18 protein-coding genes are annotated in these 18,616 nt (G+C 70.4%); 13 read left to right on the top strand and 5 right to left on the bottom strand.

Features of this window, described 5'->3' with window-relative positions; genetic code table 11:
- Positions 1-56 precede the first annotated feature (56 nt).
- The 3 genes from N1031_RS11780 to N1031_RS11790 are packed head-to-tail and all read left to right on the top strand — an operon-like array spanning position 57 to position 4,439.
- On the top strand, positions 57-2,195 hold the full coding sequence (locus N1031_RS11780; RefSeq protein WP_259479828.1) for a beta-galactosidase: 2,139 nt from the start codon (positions 57-59) through the stop codon (positions 2,193-2,195).
- Complete coding sequence (locus tag N1031_RS11785) at positions 2,192-3,160, top strand: aldo/keto reductase (RefSeq protein WP_259479829.1); 969 nt, start codon at positions 2,192-2,194, stop codon at positions 3,158-3,160. The genes N1031_RS11780 and N1031_RS11785 overlap by 4 nt, the downstream gene beginning before the upstream one ends.
- Entirely contained in the window at positions 3,150-4,439 is a 1,290-nt protein-coding gene (locus N1031_RS11790; RefSeq protein WP_259479830.1) for a multidrug effflux MFS transporter, read from the top strand. The genes N1031_RS11785 and N1031_RS11790 overlap by 11 nt, the downstream gene beginning before the upstream one ends.
- Positions 4,440-4,464: 25 nt before the next feature.
- On the opposite strand, the gene N1031_RS11795 is transcribed toward N1031_RS11790, so the two are convergent.
- Together N1031_RS11795 and N1031_RS11800 are read right to left on the bottom strand one after the other, a co-directional pair.
- On the bottom strand, positions 4,465-5,901 hold the full coding sequence (locus N1031_RS11795) for an autotransporter outer membrane beta-barrel domain-containing protein (RefSeq protein ID WP_259479831.1): 1,437 nt from the start codon (positions 5,899-5,901) through the stop codon (positions 4,465-4,467).
- A 109-nt stretch (positions 5,902-6,010) separates the two neighbouring features.
- Entirely contained in the window at positions 6,011-6,607 is a 597-nt protein-coding gene (locus N1031_RS11800) for a helix-turn-helix domain-containing protein (RefSeq protein ID WP_259479832.1), read from the bottom strand.
- Positions 6,608-6,661: 54 nt separating this feature from the next.
- Here N1031_RS11800 and N1031_RS11805 point away from each other — a divergent pair, with 54 nt between their 5' ends.
- The 5 genes from N1031_RS11805 to N1031_RS11825 all read left to right on the top strand — a co-directional run bounded on the left by N1031_RS11805 (position 6,662) and on the right by N1031_RS11825 (position 12,083).
- Positions 6,662-8,038, top strand: coding sequence for an NtaA/DmoA family FMN-dependent monooxygenase (locus tag N1031_RS11805; RefSeq protein ID WP_259479833.1), 1,377 nt, complete (start codon positions 6,662-6,664; stop codon positions 8,036-8,038).
- A 100-nt stretch (positions 8,039-8,138) separates the two neighbouring features.
- Entirely contained in the window at positions 8,139-8,762 is a 624-nt protein-coding gene (locus tag N1031_RS11810; RefSeq protein ID WP_259479834.1) for a PadR family transcriptional regulator, read from the top strand.
- Between the two features lie 110 nt (positions 8,763-8,872).
- Positions 8,873-10,381 carry an MFS transporter gene (locus N1031_RS11815; protein ID WP_259479835.1) on the top strand — a complete coding sequence of 503 codons (1,509 nt, stop codon included), beginning with the start codon at positions 8,873-8,875 and terminating at the stop codon, positions 10,379-10,381.
- A gap of 49 nt (positions 10,382-10,430) precedes the next feature.
- On the top strand, positions 10,431-11,366 hold the full coding sequence (gene ppk2, locus N1031_RS11820) for a polyphosphate kinase 2 (protein ID WP_375163635.1): 936 nt from the start codon (positions 10,431-10,433) through the stop codon (positions 11,364-11,366).
- Positions 11,367-11,444: 78 nt separating this feature from the next.
- Complete coding sequence (locus N1031_RS11825; protein ID WP_259479837.1) at positions 11,445-12,083, top strand: Pr6Pr family membrane protein; 639 nt, start codon at positions 11,445-11,447, stop codon at positions 12,081-12,083.
- Here the strand turns inward: N1031_RS11825 and N1031_RS11830 are convergent.
- Positions 12,001-13,497, bottom strand: a complete 1,497-nt coding sequence (locus N1031_RS11830; protein ID WP_259479838.1) for a flavin monoamine oxidase family protein — start codon at positions 13,495-13,497, stop codon at positions 12,001-12,003. The two genes, N1031_RS11825 and N1031_RS11830, sit on opposite strands and share 83 nt — an antisense overlap.
- A 58-nt stretch (positions 13,498-13,555) precedes the next feature.
- Between N1031_RS11830 and N1031_RS11835 the strand changes: the two genes are divergently transcribed.
- Positions 13,556-14,002: a pilus assembly protein CpaE gene (locus tag N1031_RS11835; RefSeq protein WP_259479839.1), complete on the top strand. Its 447-nt coding sequence runs from the start codon at positions 13,556-13,558 to the stop codon at positions 14,000-14,002.
- Between the two features lie 4 nt (positions 14,003-14,006).
- Positions 14,007-14,837, top strand: coding sequence for an aldo/keto reductase (locus tag N1031_RS11840; protein WP_259479840.1), 831 nt, complete (start codon positions 14,007-14,009; stop codon positions 14,835-14,837).
- A 2-nt stretch (positions 14,838-14,839) separates the two neighbouring features.
- On the opposite strand, the gene N1031_RS11845 is transcribed toward N1031_RS11840, so the two are convergent.
- Positions 14,840-15,667: a DUF1295 domain-containing protein gene (locus tag N1031_RS11845; protein WP_259479841.1), complete on the bottom strand. Its 828-nt coding sequence runs from the start codon at positions 15,665-15,667 to the stop codon at positions 14,840-14,842.
- A 116-nt stretch (positions 15,668-15,783) separates the two neighbouring features.
- Here N1031_RS11845 and N1031_RS11850 point away from each other — a divergent pair, with 116 nt between their 5' ends.
- The 3 genes from N1031_RS11850 to N1031_RS11860 all read left to right on the top strand — a co-directional run bounded on the left by N1031_RS11850 (position 15,784) and on the right by N1031_RS11860 (position 17,692).
- Positions 15,784-16,269 (top strand): FHA domain-containing protein, encoded by a 486-nt coding sequence (locus tag N1031_RS11850; protein ID WP_310795687.1) that lies wholly within the window; start codon positions 15,784-15,786, stop codon positions 16,267-16,269.
- A complete protein-coding gene (gene ftsR / locus N1031_RS11855; RefSeq protein ID WP_375163636.1) occupies positions 16,269-16,988 on the top strand; it encodes a transcriptional regulator FtsR in 720 nt (239 codons plus the stop codon). Before N1031_RS11850 ends, ftsR begins: the two co-directional genes overlap by 1 nt.
- 155 nt (positions 16,989-17,143) lie before the next feature.
- A complete protein-coding gene (locus tag N1031_RS11860) occupies positions 17,144-17,692 on the top strand; it encodes a MerR family transcriptional regulator (protein WP_310795688.1) in 549 nt (182 codons plus the stop codon).
- A 51-nt stretch (positions 17,693-17,743) separates the two neighbouring features.
- Here N1031_RS11860 and N1031_RS11865 read toward each other — a convergent pair whose 3' ends face one another.
- The gene (locus N1031_RS11865) at positions 17,744-18,553 is read right to left on the bottom strand and encodes a ParA family protein (RefSeq protein WP_259479842.1); all 810 of its coding nucleotides are present in this window, start codon (positions 18,551-18,553) and stop codon (positions 17,744-17,746) included.
- Positions 18,554-18,616: the final 63 nt, after the last annotated feature.

Below are 18,616 nucleotides of genomic sequence, written 5' to 3' on the forward strand. Positions count from 1 at the left end.
CGCATCCGACACCACGTCCCATCAACGACACACCCCCGAGAGGATTCCGCATCAGCATGCACTACGGCGGCGACTACAACCCCGAGCAATGGCCCGAGGAGGTCTGGCACGACGACGTGCGCCTGATGCGCGAGGCGGGGGTGAACCTCGTGAGCCTCGGCATCTTCGCCTGGGCGCGCATCCAGCCCGACGAGCACAGCTTCGACTTCGGCTGGCTCGACCGCGTGATCGACCTGCTGCACGAGAACGGCATCGCCGTCGACCTGGCCACCTCCACCGCCTCGCCGCCCGCGTGGGCCGTGGAGTCGTACCCCGGCATCCTGCCGGAGGACGAGAACGGGGCGCGCTACTGGCCGGGCAGCCGGCAGCACTACGCCCCCTCGTCGCCCGACTACCGGAGACTCGCCGCCCGGCTCGTGACGGCCCTCGCGGAGCGTTACCACGCGCATCCGGCGGTCGTCATGTGGCACGTGAACAACGAGTACGGATGCCACGTGCACTACGACTACTCCGACAACGCCGCGGTGGCCTTCCGGGTGTGGCTGCAGCGTCGCTACGGCACGATCGACGCGCTGAACACCGCCTGGGGAACGATGTTCTGGTCGCAGGCCTACGGCTCGTTCGAGCAGATCGTGCCACCGCGCAAGGCGCCGTACAGCCACAACCCGGGCGGTCTGCTCGACTTCAAGCGGTTCACCTCCGACACGCTGCTCGAGCTGTTCACGATGGAGCGCGACATCATCAAGGCCACCGGCGCCCGGCAGCCGGTGACCACGAACTTCATGGGCGCCTTCCCGCCGGCCGACTACTGGCGCTGGGCCCCCGAGCTCGACGTGATCAGCGACGACAACTACTTCGACCCGAACGACCCGCAGTCCTTCCGTGGGGCCGCCTTCACGCGCGACCTCATGCGGTCGCTCAAGCCGGGCACACCGTGGATTCTCATGGAGCAGTCGTCGAGCGCCGTGAACTGGCGGCCGACGAACGCCCCGAAGGCGCCGGGCCAGTTGGCGGCGCTGTCGATGCAGGCCGTGGGCCGTGGCGCCGACGGCATCCTGTTCTTCCAGTGGCGGCAGTCGCGGCGGGGGAGCGAGAAGTTTCACTCGGCGATGCTGCCGCAGGCCGGCACCGGCACCCGCACCTGGCGCGAGGTCGTCTCGCTCGGCGGGGAGCTCGCGGCACTGCCCGAGCTGCCCTCCGGGACCGATGGTGGCAGCGGGGCGCGGGTGGCTCTCGTGTTCGACTGGGAGAACTGGTGGGCCGTGTCGAGCCCCGACCACCCCGTGGCGCTCGACTACGCCTCGCTCGTGCAGCGCTGGCACGCGGCGTTCCACTGGCAGAACATCGCCGTCGACCTCGTGCAGGCCACGCACGACCTCGGCGGCTACGACCTCGTCGTGCTCGCCCACTCCTACCTGCTGACGGATGCGGGGGCCGCCACGCTGTCGGCTTACGTGCGGGCCGGCGGGCGGTTGTTGGTGACCGCGTTCAGCGACGTGGTCGACGGCTCGGACGCCTTCCGCGACGGCGGCTTCCAGGTGGGGCTGCGCGAGGTGCTCGGGGTGACGGTGGAGGAGTTCGGGGCGCTCGTGCCCCCGGTCGCGGCGGCCGTGAGCAACTCGGCCGGCGAGGTGCACTCGACCGGGGCGGCCGCAGCACAGCCCGGCCAGGACCACGCCGACCTCGACGCGCCGTTCGGCCGCATCCGGGGCGAGTACCTGGCCGAGGAGCTGGCCGTGCTCGACCCGGCGGTCGAGGTGATCGCCCGCTTCGCCGACGGCCGTACCGAGGGGATGCCGGCGCTCACCGCCTTGGCCTCGACGCCGGCCGGGCCACGCTCCACGCCGGCCAGGCCACGCTCCACGCCAGCAGGCGGAGAGGCCCTCTACCTCGCCACGGTGCCCGACGACGACGGGATGCTCGCCGTGACCCGCTGGGTCGCCGAGCGGTCGGGGGTCGAGCCCGTGCTGCACACCCCCAGCGAGTGGGTCGAGGTCGCCCGACGCGGCGACGTGCTCACACTCATCAACCACGGCCCGGAGACGGTCGTGGTGCCGGTGGAGGGCACCGATCTCCTCACCGGCGACCCCGTCGCCGGTGTCACCCTCGAGCGCTTCGGCTGGGCGCTCCTCAGAACAGACCACGCCGTCGCGCCGCCTCGGGCGGCTGCCGGCGCAGAAGGGAACCTCTCGTGAAGTACACCAGACTCGGCCACTCCGGCGTGGTCGTGAGCCGCATCGCCCTCGGCACGATGAACTTCGGTCCGGTCATCGGCCGCGAGGAGTCGTTCGGCATCCTCGACCTGGGCGTGGAGGCCGGCATCACCTTCCTCGACACCGCCGACGTCTACGGCGGTGCGCCCTGGGGCGATCACCCGGGTCAGAGCGAAGAGCTGCTGGGTGACTGGATGCGCGAACGCGGCAACCGCGACCAGCTGGTCGTGGCCACGAAGGCGCACGGGCCCATGGGTTCGGGGCCGAACGATCGCGGTCTGTCGGCCGTGCATATCCGCGCCGCCGTCGACGCCTCGCTGAAGCGGCTCGGCACCGACCGCATCGACCTGTACCAGATGCACCACATCGACCGGGAGGTGCCGCTCGACGAGGTGCTCGACGCGTTCACCCTGCTGCGCGACCAGGGCAAGATCCTCTACCTCGGCTCGTCGAACTTCGCCGGCTGGAACATCGCGCAGTACCGCGAGCACGCCGAGGCCCGCCGGCAGCTGCCGATCGTGACCGAGCAGTCGGTCTACAACCTCGCGCAGCGCACCCTCGAGCTCGAGGTGGTGCCGGCGGCGCAGCACTACGGGATGGGGCTGCTGCCGTGGTCGCCGCTCGCGAGCGGCCTGCTCGGGGGAGTGCTGAAGAAGACCGACCGCTCGCGCTCGAAGAACCTCGGCCTGCTCGACACCCGCCGCGAGAGCATCGAGCGGTACGAGGCGTTCGCCGAGTCGCACGGTCTCGACCCGGCCGAGCTCGCGCTGGCCTGGCTGCTGCACCAGCCGGTGGTCACGGCTCCGGTCGTCGGGCCTCGCACCGCGGCCCAGCTGCAGGGCGCGATCGACGCGCTCGAGATCGCGCTCGACCAGGCCCAGCTCGACGAGCTCGACCGCATCTGGCCGGGACCAGGGGGTCAGGCTCCGGAGGCCTATGCCTGGTAGCGCCGCTGAGCCGGAGGACGCCGCGGGCGCGGGCGGTGCGGGCGCGGGCGGTGCCCGGCTGCCCGCGATCTTCTTCGTGACCCTGGGGTTCATCCAGGCCCTGTGGCCGCTCACGATGGACCTCTACCTGCCCTCGTTCCCCCAGATCGAGAGCGACCTGGCCACCGGGCCCGCGCTCGTGCAGGCCACCCTCACGGGCGCGTTCGTGGGCATGGCCGCGGGGCAGCTCGTCGCGGGACCGCTCTCGGACAGGGTGGGGCGCATCCGCCCGCTCGTCGTGGCCCTCGTCGTGTACGTGGCCGCCACGCTGGGGTGTGCCGTGGTGCCCACCATCGAGCTCCTCGTCGCACTGCGCGTGCTGCAGGGTGTGGGCGCGGCGGCGACGTCGGTCGTCATCCTGGCAGTCGTGCGCGACCGCGCGGAGGGCGCGGTGATGGTGAGGCTGCTGGCGCGCCTGCAGCTCGTGAACGGGGTGTTCGTGGTGGCGTCGCCCGCGATCGGCGCTCAGCTGCTGCAGCTCACCGACTGGCGGGGTCTGTTCTGGGTGCTGGTGGCGTACGGAGCCGTGCTGCTCGCGGCGGCCATCGGTGTGCTGGCGCGGCACGAGACGAATCCGCCCGAGCGGCGGGCGGCGCTGAGGGTCGGGATGCGCGGGGTCGGGATGCGCGGGGCCGGGATGCGCGGCGCCGGAGTGCTGGCGGACTACCGCGTCCTGCTCCGCGACGCCCGCTATCGTGCCGCGCTCGGGGCCGGTGCGCTGCAGTGGGCGGCGATGATGAGCTACATGGCGTCCTCCGCGTTCCTGTTCCAGGGCGTGTTCGGGCTCGACGCCACCCAGTACGCGCTCGTGTTCGGCGGACACGGCGCGCTCATGATCGCCGGAGCACAGCTCAGCGCACGGCTCGCCACCCGCTTCGACGTGCCGAGGCTCGCCCGGAGCGGCTCGGTCGCACTGTTCGGGGTGGCGATCGTGCTGCTGCTCGGGCAGACGGCGCTTCCGGAGTGGGGGTTGCCCGGGTTCCTCATCCCGCTGTTCGCGTTCACCACCCTCTTCGGGGTGATCTCGCCCACCCTGCAGAGCACCGCGCTGCAGGACCACGGCGGCCGGGCCGGCGCGGCCGCCTCGCTCATCGGCGCCACGAACATGGTCGCGGGTGCCGTCGCCGCCCCTCTGGTCGGGCTCTTCGGCGTGGGCACCACCGTTCCCGCGGTCACCGTCATGGCCGTCTGCAGCGGCGGGTCGGCCCTCGTGCTGCTGATCGGATTCCGCCGTCGCTGACCCGCCCCGGGTCAGCGACGCCGGTTCACGGGAGCGCGGTTGCGCTCGTCTTGCGCGGCAGAACGCTGGGGGCCGGCTTCGGGACGGCGCTCATGTCGGGGCCCGGTGCGGGCGCGTCGCCCGTGGGCGGGGCGAAGGGCGCCGCGGCCGCGGTGCCGCGGGCGTTCGAGACAGTTGTGCCTTTCTCGGCCGCGGTCTTGTCCTGCTCCACCACGATGGGGTTCGCGGTGGCGTAGGAGTCCTGCCGGATGCCCGTGACCTGCCACGAGACCTTGACGCCCGGCTTGTCGGTGCTGATCTCGAACGATCCCTTCGCGATCTCGCGCGAGACGATGGCCTGGGCGAAGACCGCACCGAGCACCGTGAGCTGGTAGCGGAAGTCGCGGTTGAGGGCTTCGAAGTAGCCGGGGAGGGTGACGGTGGCTTTGCCCTTCGCATCAGTGGTGACGTTGCCGTTGTAGACGTTCATCATGTCGGGGGACTCGACGAAGGAGTGGGAGAGCCATTTGTTCTGCGGGTCTTGGGGGTGGTCGATCTTGAACGAGCCGGCGCTCTTGGAGAGGGTGCCGTTCACGTGCATCCGGCCAGCTGCATAGATCGCATAACCGTCTGGGCTGTTCGACTGACCGAAAACACCGTAGTTCTGCCCGGTCGTGCCCCGGGCGCGCCCGTACACCCCCCACTGGGTGCCTTCGCCCCAGACCCCGACGTAGTTCGACTCGCCCCTGACACCGGCCTGGCTCCCGTTGGTGCCGAGCACGGCGTTCTGACCGCCCTCGCCCTTCACACCGGTGCCGGAGTTCGAGTTCGAGGTGCCCTGCACCCCGATCTGGGCACTCCCGAACAGTCCGATGCTCGACGCATAGGCCAGCACCCCGTAGGTGCCGCTGCTGAAGTACCCGGCGTACCCTCCGGAGTCCGCCGTCGCCAGCACGCCGTACGTACCGCCCTCCGCGTGAACACCGGCGAACGAGCCCTTGCCGTGCACGCCCATGTTGTTGGTCGAGATGCCCTCGACGCCGTACCCTCCGGGGGCCCTGCCCACCACGCCGCGGCCCGAGCCGTCGCTCGCGCTGCAGGTGCCGAGAACGCCGGTGCTGCTGCTGACAGCGTCGACACGAGCGGCGGGCGCGGTGACGCCGAGGCCCAGGCGGCCCTGTGGGGAGATGCGCATCTTCTCGGAGACGGTGGCCGACGAGTTCGCCCGCGTCTTGAAGATGAGTGGCTGCCCCGAGGTCGTGGGGCCGAGGAAGTTGTTCGTGGTGGTGCCCGAGTTGCCGCCCATGAGCCAGGGCGAGGTGCCGGGGGCCGCCTCTGCAGCCGTGGGCGCTGAGGTCACCGCAACCGCGGTGGCGGCCGCGCCCGCGGCAGCGGTCGCGAACAGCAGGCGGCGCGGGATGCGGGGCTGGTCGTCGACGGCGGACGGGGCGGCGGGCTGGTGCGGGGTGGGGCGATCGGTCACGACGGTCTCCAGTTCGCTGAGGGATGCGGCGGTGCACGTGCTCTGGCGGAGAGTGTACTGAGCCGAGGCCCCTCGCGTCATCCGTTCGGGAACAGGTGTCGAAGGCGGCCTAGTGCGAGCCGCGGCCGGTAGTGACCGTGATCACCCGGAACGGGCGCCCGTCGGGCGAGCGCCAGCCGTGCGGGGTGCCGGCGGCGAGGGTCATCGAGTCGCCCGCGGCGAGCGGATGCACGGTGCCGTCGGCGAGGCCCACCTCCAGCAGCCCCGCGAGCACGTAGAGGAACTCGTCCTCGTCGTGCGTGGCGATCTCCGAGAACTCGGTGTCGGAGCCCGCGAACTCCGTGCCGAAGAGGCTCCCCGGCAGCTGGGCGAGCTGCCAGACCGTGCGCGACCCCGTCTGCACGCGCTCGGAGTCGGTGTGCACCACCTCGACCCCCGCCGCGGGGTCGGAGAGTCGCTGGGCCGACTCGCGTGCGAGCAACGAGCCCGACGGCACGCCGAGCGCTCGCGCGATCTTGGCCATCGACGCGAGACTCAGGCGCGCGTGGCCGCGCTCGGCCAGGCTGAGGAAGGGTTGCGACATCCCGGACCCCTTCGCCAGCTGTACCAGCGTCAAGCCGCGTTCGCGGCGCAGCGAACGGATGCGCGCCCCCATCCAGACCGCTTCGTCGTCGAGCGGCGCGGTCGAGCGGGGCCGATCGTTCATGCTCGCGAAACCTCCCGAAACCTGCCGGAAAAATATTTATGAGATAAATATGCCATGAATCCTCTCCTGTTCGGCATCTTCCAGTACATCGGCCCCAACGGCACGGTCGGCTCGGCGTGGCAGCACCCCGACGACGAGTCGGCCAACTTCACCAAGCTCAGCCACTGGGTCGCGCTGGCGAAGAAGTTCGACGAGGCCGGACTCGACTTCCTGTTCCTGGCCGACAGCTACGGGTTCCCCGCTCTCGACGGCGAACTGCTCGACGCCTCGGTGCGCGAAGGGCGGGGCATCCCGCAGGGCGACCCGATGCCCGTGGTCTCGGCGCTCGCCGCCGCCACCGAGCGGCTCGGCTTCGTGGTGACCACCTCGACCACCGTCGAACCGCCCGCGGCCAACGCCCGGCGCTTCACCACACTCGACCACCTCACCGACGGCCGGGTGGGCTGGAACATCGTCACCGGCTCGTCGGGTGCCACCGCGGCCGCCCTCATGGGCAAGGAGCTGATCTCGCACGACCTCCGCTACGACATGGCCGACGACTACGTCGACGTGAGCCTCACCCTCTGGGAGGGGTCGTGGGACGACGACGCCCTCGTGCTCGACAAGGAGGCCGGCGTCTACGCCGAGCCCGGCAAGGTGCGCATCGTGCACCACGACGGGCCCTACTTCAGCACCCACGGCATCATGAACCTGCCCCCGTCGCCTCAGCGCACGCCGCTGCTCGTGCAGGCGGGCGCCTCCGGCCGCGGTCGCGCCTTCGCCGGCCGCAATGCCGAGGCCGTGTTCGTGGGCGGCGGAGACCCCGCGGTCGTCGCGGCGAACGTGCGCGGTATCCGCGAGAGCGCTGTGGCGGCCGGACGACCGGCTGATTCGATCAAGGTGCTCGTCGGTGCCCTGTTCCTGACGGGCGCCACGAGCGAGGAGGCCTGGGCGACGCACGAGGAGATGCTCGCGATGTCGACGCCGGAGGGTGCCGCCGCGATCTATGCGGGAAACACGGGCGTCGACCTGCTGGCGCTCGATCCCGAGAAGCCGATCGCGCAGACCTCCACCGAGATGGGGCAGTCCAATCTCGAACGCTATCTGGGCAAGGACGGCAAGCCGGCGCCGCTCGTGAAGGACATCCTCGAGAACTTCCGCCGCACCGGCATCAACGGCAGCGTGTTCGTCGGAACCGCGGCCGAGGTCGTCGACCAGATCGAGGAGTTCGTGGCCGCCACGGGAGTCGACGGCTTCCTCATCCAGCCCCACGTGACCCCGGGCACCTACGACGACCTCATCGAGTACGTGCTGCCGGAGCTCCGGTCCCGTGGCCTCATGCTGCCCGAGCCCCAGGGCGCGACACTCCGCGAGCGGCTCTTCCCCGAGGGGGGACCGCACCTGCCTTCGACGCACCGCGGTGCGGCCTTCCGCCACGCCGCATCCGAATAGTTATCGATATATCGGAGAGGTTGACAAGGGGAATTTAACGATATATCTTTGGTGCATCGCGAACGATCGCGAGAATTCTTTGACAGAAAGGCAGCGCACCATGCGACGCATCGACAACGACACCCAGCACTCCCACATCCCCTTCCCCCACACCGACCCGCGTGACCGCGTGCGCGGCTGGGAGCGCGGCCCGCGCGGCCACGGTCACGGCGGCGGCTTCGGCCCGGGCTTCGGCGGCCCCGGCTTCGGCGGCTTCGGCCCCGGTTTCGGCCCCCGTGGTCCCCAGCGCGCGAGCCGCGGCGACGTACGGGCGGCGATCCTCTCGCTCCTGGCCGAGTCGCGCTCCAACGGCTACGGCCTCATCAAGGCCATCGCCGAGAAGACCGGCGGTGTGTGGCGCCCGAGCCCCGGCTCGGTCTACCCCACGCTCCAGCAGCTCGTCGACGAGGAGCTCATCTTCGCCGAGGGCGACGGCCGCCGCACCGAGTTCGACCTCACCGAGTCCGGCCGCGCCTACGTGGCCGAGCACGCCGAGGAGCTCGAGCAGGCCTGGCAGTCCGCCGCCGGCACCTCGCCGGTCGACGCCGAGTTCCACGCCAGCGTGGCGAAGCTGCTCGGCGTGGTGAAGCAGTTCCGAGTCGCGGCCACCGACGAGCAGCGCACCCAGGCCACCGCGAAGATCGACGAGGCCCGCCGGGCGCTCTACCTCATCCTCGCCGACTGATACCGATCGGGTGGTCGCGTACACCACCGCCGAACGCCGTCTGAACCCAGCCCCCAGAACACCGGGCCGAGTTCAGACGGCGTTCACGTGCGTGCCCCACCATGCGGAGCATGCCCGACACGATCGCGCGCCTCATCGACGACACCCGCTTCGGCCGCGCGCACCGCCGCGTGTGGCTGCTCTCCTCGCTCGGCATCATGCTCGACGGCTTCGACTTCTTCATCATGGGCGTCGCCATCCCCCTGATCGCCGCCGAGTGGTCGACCACGCCCCTCGAGACCGGACTCATCAGCTCGGCCGCGATCGTCGGGGCGATCGTGGGCGCCGCGGTGATGGGCCCGCTCTCCGACCGCATCGGCCGCAAGCTCGCCTTTCGCATCGACCTCGGCCTCTTCGTGGTGTTCGCGCTCGCCTCGGCGCTCGCGCCCGACGTGTGGTGGCTGATCGTCTTCCGCTTCCTGCTCGGCATCGGCATCGGTGCCGACTACCCGATCAGCGCGAGCTACGTCTCCGAGATCTCGCCCTCGCGCCTGCGCTCGCGGCTGCTCATCGGCGCCTTCAGCTTCCAGGCGGTGGGCCAGCTGCTGGGGGCGCTCGTCGGACTGCTCGTGCTGAGTCTGGATCCGGTTCCCGATGCGTGGCGCTGGATGCTCGCGGTCGGCGTGGTGCCCGCGATCGTGATCGTCATCCTGCGCCGGGGAGTGCCGGAGAGCCCGCTGTGGCTGGCCTCGACCCGCCGCTACGAGGAGGCCGCGCTGTCGCTGCAGACCTTCACCGGGCATCCGGTGGAGGTGGCCGAGCTCATCTCGCGCGGCGAGGTGGTCGCCGTGCCGATGCCCGCCCCTGTGGTGACCGGCGTGGTCAGACCCGCGGATGCGCATCCCGCGATTCCGCGCCTGTCGCTGTTCTCGAGGCGGCTGCGCGGGGCGACGGTGCTCACGAGCGTGCCCTGGTTCTTCATGGACATCGCCACCTACGGGGTCGGTGTGTTCACGCCGACCATCATCGCCGCCATCGCCCTCACCCCGGCCACGGGCGCCGGATCGAACCCGCTCTTCATCGCCGACGACATCACCTCGACCGAGGGTGCCGCGGTGCTCGACCTCTTCCTCGTGGCGGGCTTCCTGCTGGCACTGGTGCTCGTGCGCCGGCTCGGTCTCATCAGGCTGCAGACGATCGGCTTCGTGGTGATGGCCGCCGGGCTCCTCGTGCTCGCTGCGAGCGGAGCCCTCTCCGAAGGCTCGCCCTGGCAGTTCGCGCTCGTGTTCGCGGGCTTCGCGGCCTTCAACCTGTTCATGAACCTGGGCCCGAACGCCACCACCTTCGCGCTGCCGACGGTCGCCTTCGACACTCTCTCGCGCGGCGCGGGTGCCGGGTTCGCCGCGGCCAGCGGCAAGGCGGGGGCGGCGCTCGGCACCTTCCTCTTCCCGCTGCTGCAGGCCGGGCTCGGCCTCGGCGCGACGCTCACCATCATCGCCGGGGGTTGCCTCGTGGCGGCGACGGTGACGGTCGTGCTCCGCGGTCGCCTGCGTTCATCCGCCGTTCACCCGATGGTCTCCGTGCCCGGCGAGACTGCGCGCGAGCCCCGTGGCACGGCGCTCGAGAAGGAGGAGCGATGAGCTACGACCATGTGTCCGCCGTCGGCCTGAACGTCATGCAGGAGCAACCATGAGCTACGACCACACGACCGCCGTCGACCTGAACGACATGCTCGGCTACGTCGTCGTCGACACCGACGACGACGACCCGGTGCTGATCGACCGCCACGGCGAGATCGTCGACACCTGGCGCGAGGGTTACCCTTACGACGAACGCCTGGGCCGTGACGAGTACGAGATCACCAAGCGCCTCCTGCAGATCGAGCTGCTGAAGCTGCAGAACTGGATCAAGGCCGAGGGCCGCCGGCTCGTGATCGTGTTCGAGGGGCGCGACGCCGCGGGCAAGGGCGGCACCATCAAGCGCTTCACCGAGCACCTCAACCCGCGCGGTGCCCGGGTGGTGGCGCTCGAGAAGCCCACCGACCGTGAGAGCACCGAGTGGTACTTCCAGCGTTACGTGACCCACCTGCCGGCGGCGGGGGAGATGGTGCTGTTCGATCGCTCCTGGTACAACCGGTCGGGCGTGGAACGGGTGATGGGCTTCTGCACCGATGACCAGTACCAGCGGTTCCTGCTGCAGGCTCCGGCCTTCGAACGGATGCTCGTGCAGGACGGCGTCGACGTGGTGAAGTTCTGGTTCTCGGTCTCCAAGAGCGAGCAGCTCACCCGCTTCGCCATCCGCCAGGTCGACCCGGTGCGGCAGTGGAAGCTGTCGCCGATGGACATCGCCTCGCTCGACAAGTGGGACTCGTACACGGTGGCCAAGGAGGCCATGTTCGCCGCCACCGACACCCCGGAGGCGCCGTGGACCGTGGTGAAGTCCAACGACAAGAAGCGCGCGCGGCTCGAGGCGATGCGGCACGTGCTGCACCGGTTCCCCTACGCCGAGCGTGACGACGAGGTGGTGGGGCTGCCCGACCCGCTCGTCGTGGGGCCGGCGGAGTCGGTGTACGAGCGGGGCGAGAACGCGGCGGCATCCCGTATCGAGGCGGAGAGGCTAGCGTAGAGGGCGACTTCGCCCCGCCTCCTCGAGCGGGACGCCGAGGAGGAGACGATCGTTACCCGCGCGCGCCGTATCGTCGGTGTGCTGCGCCTGCTCGTGGCTACCGCGGCCGCGGTGGCGCTGGTGTTCGACTACGACTACGTGCTGGGGTTCAGCACCTTCTCCACCGAGAACTACTTCAGCTACTTCACCTTCCAGAGCAACCTCCTCAACGTGGTGGTGCTCGGCTCGTCGGGCATCCTCCTGCTCTCGGGTCACACGGTGGGCCGCATCCTCGTGAGCGTGCGGGCGATGGCCACCTGCTACGTCCTGGTATCCGGGATCGTGTTCGCGCTCATCGTCTCGCAGGCGGGGAGCCATCACTACCGCATCGAGGTGCCGTGGACGAGTCAGCTGCTGCACTTCTACCTGCCCGTCGTGGTGGTGGCCGACTGGCTGGTGGGCGTGGGGAGGGTGCCACTGCGCTGGCGGGTCGTGCCTCTCGTGCTCGTGTTCCCCGTGGTCTGGGGCGTCTTCACGCTCATCCGGGGCTCGATCGTGGGATGGTACCCCTACTTCTTTCTCGACCCCGCCCAGGTGAGCGGGCCGGGGGAGTTCGCCCTCTACTGCGGAATCGCGCTCGGGCTGTTCGCCTCCATCACGGCTGGACTGGTGTGGGCGTCGAGGTGGCGATCAGGGACTCGTCCACGAAGGGTTCGAGCGTCTGCAGCGCGGCGCTGACGAACTCCGCGTCGCCCTGGGTCGCGACCGTGCCCACCGCATCCGCCGCCGTGAGCCCCACGAGCACGGGCTGCCCGGTGGCGGGGAGCAGGTTGACCCACTCGCTCACCACGGAGGTGTCTCCGAGCACCGAGAGCACCGTCGCATCGGCCGACCAGAAGGGCGTGTCGAACCGCAGCCAGAGCTGCTCGAGGGTGCCCATGCCGAGCGATTCCAGCGCGCCGGTCGTCACCTCGGGCAGCGGGGGATCGAACTCGATGGTGCCGGCCTGCAGCACGCCGAGCGGCACCGTCACCACCACGCGGTCGACCGAGAGCGACTCGCCGGTGCCGAAGCGGAGGCTCACGCCCTCGTCGTCGTAGCCGACGCGCACGACCGTCGCGCCGAGCAGGACGTCGAGGCCGTCGAGCGCGTCCGACACGACGGTGCCGAGGCCTCCCACCACGAGGCGCTGCTCGGCGGGGTCGATGCCCGGCGCTCCGCGCTCGAGTCCGTAAGCGGCCGAGAGGCGGAAGGCGCCGGCCCCGTACGCGGTGGCGACGAAGGTGTCGAGGTAGTGCGTGAGGAGCTCGGCCTGGGTGGGCGCGGTGGGCGCGGTGTCGGATGTCGTCGTCGAGGTCGCGGATGCTGCGCGCGTGGCGGTCGCCGAGGCCGAGGCGGCACCCGACTCGGCGAGGGCGGCGGCCAGCGAGATGTCGGGCGAGCCGGTGCGCGCCCAGTCGGTGGCCGCGGTCACGGCGTCGGCCGGAGCATCCGAGCCGGGCACCACCGTGCCCCCCGCGGTGCGGATCTCGCTCGTGGAATCGAGACCGATGCTGTCCACCCCCGAGCTGCGCAGCGCCGAGAGCGCGTCGAGCCCGACCGTCGCCGCGCCCAGTTCGACCGGGAACGCCCAGCCGTCGGGCTGACGGGTGTCGATCCTTCCGCCGAGCCGATCGCGGGCTTCGATCACCACCACGTCGAAGCCCGCGTCGGTGAGCGCCCGGGCCGCGGTCGCACCGGCCAGACCCGCCCCCACCACCGCGATGCGCTCGCCCGGCGCCGCGACGGCCGCCACGCGGTCGGCCGCGCTCTCACCCGACTGTGCGGCACCCCGCAGGGTGCCGGGGAACTCGCTGGAGGTCGCCTCGCCGGCCAGAAGCACCCGGCCGCCCACCGTCTCCCGCAGCGTCGCCCGGTCGCCGGGGCCGCCTCCCGCCGGGATCATGCTGAACGAGCCCAGCGAGTACGGATCCGTCGACCAGGCGCTGCGCACGAACGCCGCCGGTGCGGGCACGCGCCCGGGCACCGTCGTGGGCGTGGGCGTGGGCGTGGGTGCGGGCGGCGTGGGAACGCACCCCGACAGAGTGCCGAGCGCGGCGAGTGACAGGGCGGAGAGCGCCCCGCTGAGAAAGACGCGTCGCTCGATGTCCACGTCTCCACGTTAGCGGGGCTGCCGTGACGTTGCCGGGAAGGGCTGGGATGATGGGCGGGTGATCGCGATCGAACTGGCCAGGGCTCTCCGCACCGCGGGGCTGCGCTGGCACCCGCGCTCGGGCGACGCCTTCGTCGTGGAGACCGCCGACGGGGGAGACGAGGTGTTCACCGTGAGCGAGATGACGGTCGACCTGCACGAGTTCCCCGGCGGCACCGTGATCGGCTTCAACGGCACCACCGAGTGGGCGCTCGACTCGGTGGCGTTCGCCGACGCCCTCTGGCTGCCCGCCGAGTCCCAACTGCGCGAGATCCTCCGCGACGGCTTCCACAGCCTCGTCGTCGAGCGCGCGGCGGGCGAGACCGTCTACCTCGTGACCGCCACGATCCGCGGCGAACGGTGCACCTTCGAGGCGCAGAGCGCCGAGAACGCCTACGGCGAAGCGGTGCTCGACCTCATCCTGCGCACCATCGTCGACGAGGGAGATGACCGGGGAATAGGCTGAGACGATGACCGACAGCCCTGTTCCCCTCATCACCCTCAACAACGGCGTCACCATCCCGCAGCTCGGGTTCGGCGTCTTCAAAGTCGATCCCGACAAGACCGGCCGCATCGTGCGCGACGCCCTCGACGTGGGCTACCGCCACCTCGACACCGCGGCGATCTACCACAACGAAGAGGGTGTCGGCCACGCCATCAAGGAGGCCGGCGTGCCGCGCGACGAGCTCTTCGTCACCACCAAGCTGTGGAACGACTCGCAGACCGACGCGCTCACGGCCTTCGACAAGTCGCTCGCGCGCCTGCAGCTCGACTACGTCGACCTCTACCTCATCCACTGGCCCACCCCCGAGCGCGACACCTACGTCGAGGCGTGGCGGTCGCTCGAGGCCATCCTCGAGTCCGGTCGCGCGAAGGCGATCGGCGTGTCGAACTTCACCGTCGACCACCTCGAGCGGCTCCTCGCCGAGACCGACGTCGTGCCGGCCGTCAACCAGGTCGAGCTGCACGTCGACTTCCAGCAGGCGGAGCTGCGCGCCTACGCGGCGGAGCACGGCATCGCCATCGAGGCGTGGGGTCCGCTCGGCCAGGGGCGCATCAACGAGTCGGAGGAGCTCGCCGCGATCGCGGCGGCGCACGGCAAGACGGTCGCGCAGACGATCCTGCGCTGGCACCTCGACGTGGGCAACATCGTCATCCCGAAGAGCAACAACAAAGACCGCATGGCCGAGAACTTCGACCTCTTCGACTTCTCGCTGAGCGCCGCCGAGATCGCCACCATCGCCACGCTCGACCGTGGTGAGGACGGCCGCAACGGGTCGCACCCGCTCAAGGTCAACTGAGCTCAGCTCGTCACGACCTCCGCCTTCCGGCGCCGGGGAAACCACGGCACGAGGGCGGAGGTCGTCTTCTTGTAGTCGGCGTACTCGGGGTACTTCGACAGCGTGATGCTCTCGGTGAACACGGTCGATCCGATGAACAGGGTGGTGAGCAGAACCGCACCCGCCACCGTCCAGCTCAGCACGGTGCCGGCCGACACCGCGCCGACGAAGAAGAACACCCACCACTGCGCCTGCTCGAAGAAGAAGTTCGGGTGGCGCGCGAACCGGAACAGGCCCGTGGTGAGGAATCGCGGATGCGGGTCGCGGCCCGCATCCGACTCGGCTCGCTTCCACGCATGGAAGTCCCACTGCTGCTGGTCGGCCACGGTCTCCCCGACGAGGAAGGCCAGGAAGAGCAGGAGCAGGACGGCATCGAGCCACCCGAACGGCGTGCTCTGGTTCTGGAACGCCAGGAAGGCCGGCATCGTGATGAGCAGCAGGATCACGTTCTGGTAGATCGTGATGAAGAAGACGTTGAAGAGCTGGAAGCGGGCGGGCGACATGCGCGCGCGCAGCACCGCCCAGCGGTAGTCCTCCCCGCCGCGGGCGTAGCCGCCCTTGCGCGAGAAGTTGAAGGTGAGCCGCGCGCCCCAGAGGGTCACCACGACCGCCATGAGGGTGAGCCGTGGATCGTCGAACCCCGCCGCGCCCGCGAAGATCCAGACGTAGACGACAGGCACCACCGACCAGATGCGGTCGACCCAGGAGTACTCCCGGGTGACGACGGAGAGCACCCACACCGCCACGCAGACGGCGGCGAACACCCAGAGACACGCGATCAACGGAGCCATGTCGAAAGTGTAGGCGGGTGCGTCGCCCGAGCGCCGGATTGGGGTGTTTCACGCCGAATTGGGAGTGGGCCTACGGCCGGAATCGACTACGCTGGTCGGAGCAAGGAGGGCAGCTGATGGCGAACGACGCACGCGACGACGATCACACGACGATCATCCCCGTCGCCCCCGCGACCGGCGACACGACGCTGTCGCTGACCGGCGAGTTCGCCGCTCAGCTGGCGGCGCTCGAGGCCGGTGTGACGGGCGAGGAGCTCGAGTCGATCGCGGCCCTCCCGTCCGGCTCCGCACTGCTCATCGTGCGGCGGGGCCCCAACGCCGGTGCCCGGTTCCTCCTCGACACGGCGGTCTCGACGGTCGGCAGGCACCCCAACGCCGACATCTTCCTCGACGACGTCACGGTCTCCCGCCGTCACGCGGAGTTCGCCCGCCACGGCCACAGCTTCGTGGTGCGCGACCTCGGCTCGCTCAACGGCACCTATGTGGGTGGCGTCCGAGTCGAGGAGGCCCTCCTCGACGACGGCACCGAGGTGCAGATCGGCAAGTTCCGTCTCACGTTCTACCCCTCACGCATCGACGTGGCGACTGCCGCGGGCCACTAGTGGCGGCCGCTCCGAACGCGCGACGCTCCTCCGAACCGATCGTCGCCGACGCCACCGCGCCGGTGCTGGGCATCGGCCAGGTTCTCGCGAAGCTCAGTACCGAGTTCCCCGAACTCACCCCGTCGAAGCTGCGCTTCCTCGAGGAGCGCGGGCTCGTGCATCCGGCCCGCACGCCGTCGGGCTACCGCAAGTTCTCGCAGAACGACCTCAGCCGCTTGAAGCTCATCCTGGGTCTTCAGCGAGACTGCTACCTGCCGCTCGCGGTCATCAAGGACTACCTCGCCGACGTCGACGCCGGCCTCAACCCGCCGATGCCCGGTGCCGCGCTTCCCGGCGGCCCCTCGCTGCTGCAGACGGGGCGGCGGCTCAGCCGCGACGAGCTCACCCGCGAGGCCGGTGCCACGCCCATGCTCGTGCAGGACGCCTTCTCGTCTCACGTGCTGGTGCCCGCCGACTCGTATGGCGAGGAGTCGCTGGTGGTGCTGAAAGCGCTCGTCGAACTGCAGCGCTCGGGCATCGAACCCCGTCATCTCCGGGGCTTCCGTCAGGCCACCGAGCGCGAGCTCGGGCTCATCGAGAGCGCGCTCATGCCCGTCGCCCGGCGGCGCGACCCGTCGAGCCGTGCGAAGGCCGCCGAGCTGGCGCGCGAGATCGCCGGGCAGCTCGAGGTCGTGCGGTCGAGCCTCATCCGTTCGGCTCTCGGGCGCATCGCGCCGTGATCGCGCACCCGCCCGCATCCGGCGCCGGCGGGGCAATCACCGCGACACGCCGAGCGTGAACACGCGATGTCGTTGCTCCGGGCTGCACGCCTCGCTACCGTGGGGTGAGCACGCGGTGCGCGACGAGCGCCGGGTGAGGAGCATGGAAGGCCCTGATGAGTGAGCTGAGCACCAACGACGAGTCTCGCTACGACCTCGGTCTGCTCTTCACCGACGGCATGCCCGACCTCGATGACGCCAGCGGCTACCGCGGCGCCGTCGCGGCGCGCGCGGCCGGCATCACCTACCGCCAGCTCGACTACTGGGCCCGCACCGCTCTCGTCGAGCCCACCGTGCGCGGCGCGGCCGGATCCGGCTCGCAACGCCTCTACGGCTTCCGCGACATCCTCGTGCTGAAGCTGGTGAAGCGTCTGCTCGACACCGGCATCTCGCTCCAGCAGATCCGCACCGCCATCAACCAGCTCCGCGAGGCGGGCATCAACGACCTAGCGCAGACCACGCTCATGAGCGACGGCGCGAGCGTCTACCTCTGCACCTCGAACGACGAGGTCATCGACCTCGTGAGCCGCGGGCAGGGCGTCTTCGGCATCGCGGTGGGCAAGGTGCTCCGCGAGGTGGAGCACACCCTCGTCGACATCGACTCCACCGTCGCCGACCCGGCCGACGAGCTCGCCGCCCGCCGCGCCGCTCGCAAAGCAGTGTGACTGCTCAGTTAGCTAGCTGGCTGGCTGGCCGGCCAAGCCGTGAGCTGGTAGCTACGCCTTGAGTTCGGCGTACTCGCCGACGCGGCCGGTGCGCATGACGCGCTCGAGCAGCAGGTCGAAGTTGCGCGCCATCTCCTGAGCACCCTCGCCGGGCCACACGTGCAGCGGCTTCGCCGCGCCCTGCGCCTGCTGCAGCGAGGTGCGCTCGGGCAGCTGGGGCGAGAGCACCAGTGGGCCGAACATGTCGCGCAGCTCCTTGATGCGGAACTGGTGCTCGAGCGACTGCGAGCGCACGCGGTTCACGATGATGCCGAGCGGCTGCAGCCGGGGCGACAGCCCGCGGCGGATCTCCTCGATCGCCCGCAGCGCGCGGTCGGCGGCGGCCACCGAGAACAACCCCGGCTCGGTCACGACCGAGACCCGGTCGGAGGCGGCCCAGGCGGTGCGCGTGAGCGCGTTGAGCGAGGGGGCGCAGTCGATGAGCACGAGGTCGTACTCGCTCTCCACGGTGGCGAGGGCCTCTTCGAGCTTCCAGATGTCGCGGATGCTCGGGTGCGGGCCGTCGAAGTTGAGGGCCGACGGGCTGCCGATGAGCACGTCGATCTTGCCGCCGCGGTCTTTCGTCCACCCCGAGGGCGCGATCGCCGCCCGGACGATCTTCTCCTTGGGCGAGGCGAGCACGTCGGCGACGTTGAGGTGACCCGCGGTGCGGATGTCCATGCCCGTCGACACGTCGGACTGGGGGTCGAGATCGACGACGAGGGTGCGCAGACCCTTGGCGAACGCGGCCGAGGCGAGCCCGAGCGTCACTGTGGTCTTGCCCACACCTCCCTTGAGGGACGAGACGCTGAGTACATGCACAATCGAATACGTTACCTTCACTAGGCTGGGAGAACCTAACCGTTCGCTGTGCGCGGGACTGTG

The organism is Herbiconiux moechotypicola (assembly GCF_024979255.1).
Classification (GTDB): domain Bacteria; phylum Actinomycetota; class Actinomycetes; order Actinomycetales; family Microbacteriaceae; genus Herbiconiux; species Herbiconiux moechotypicola.

Bases quoted from the DNA above. Each gene is read 5' to 3' on its own strand.
- N1031_RS11790 (WP_259479830.1), top strand. From the start codon at position 3,150: ATGCCTGGTAGCGCCGCTGAGCCGGAGGACGCCGCGGGCGCGGGCGGT.
- N1031_RS11805 (WP_259479833.1), top strand. From the start codon at position 6,662: ATGAATCCTCTCCTGTTCGGCATCTTCCAGTACATCGGCCCCAACGGC.
- ppk2 (WP_375163635.1), top strand. From the start codon at position 10,431: ATGAGCTACGACCACACGACCGCCGTCGACCTGAACGACATGCTCGGC.
- N1031_RS11810 (WP_259479834.1), top strand. From the start codon at position 8,139: ATGCGACGCATCGACAACGACACCCAGCACTCCCACATCCCCTTCCCC.
- N1031_RS11840 (WP_259479840.1), top strand. From the start codon at position 14,007: ATGACCGACAGCCCTGTTCCCCTCATCACCCTCAACAACGGCGTCACC.
- N1031_RS11800 (WP_259479832.1), bottom strand. From the start codon at position 6,607: ATGAACGATCGGCCCCGCTCGACCGCGCCGCTCGACGACGAAGCGGTC.
- N1031_RS11780 (WP_259479828.1), top strand. From the start codon at position 57: ATGCACTACGGCGGCGACTACAACCCCGAGCAATGGCCCGAGGAGGTC.
- N1031_RS11860 (WP_310795688.1), top strand. From the start codon at position 17,144: ATGAGTGAGCTGAGCACCAACGACGAGTCTCGCTACGACCTCGGTCTG.
- N1031_RS11845 (WP_259479841.1), bottom strand. From the start codon at position 15,667: ATGGCTCCGTTGATCGCGTGTCTCTGGGTGTTCGCCGCCGTCTGCGTG.
- N1031_RS11815 (WP_259479835.1), top strand. From the start codon at position 8,873: ATGCCCGACACGATCGCGCGCCTCATCGACGACACCCGCTTCGGCCGC.
- N1031_RS11850 (WP_310795687.1), top strand. From the start codon at position 15,784: ATGGCGAACGACGCACGCGACGACGATCACACGACGATCATCCCCGTC.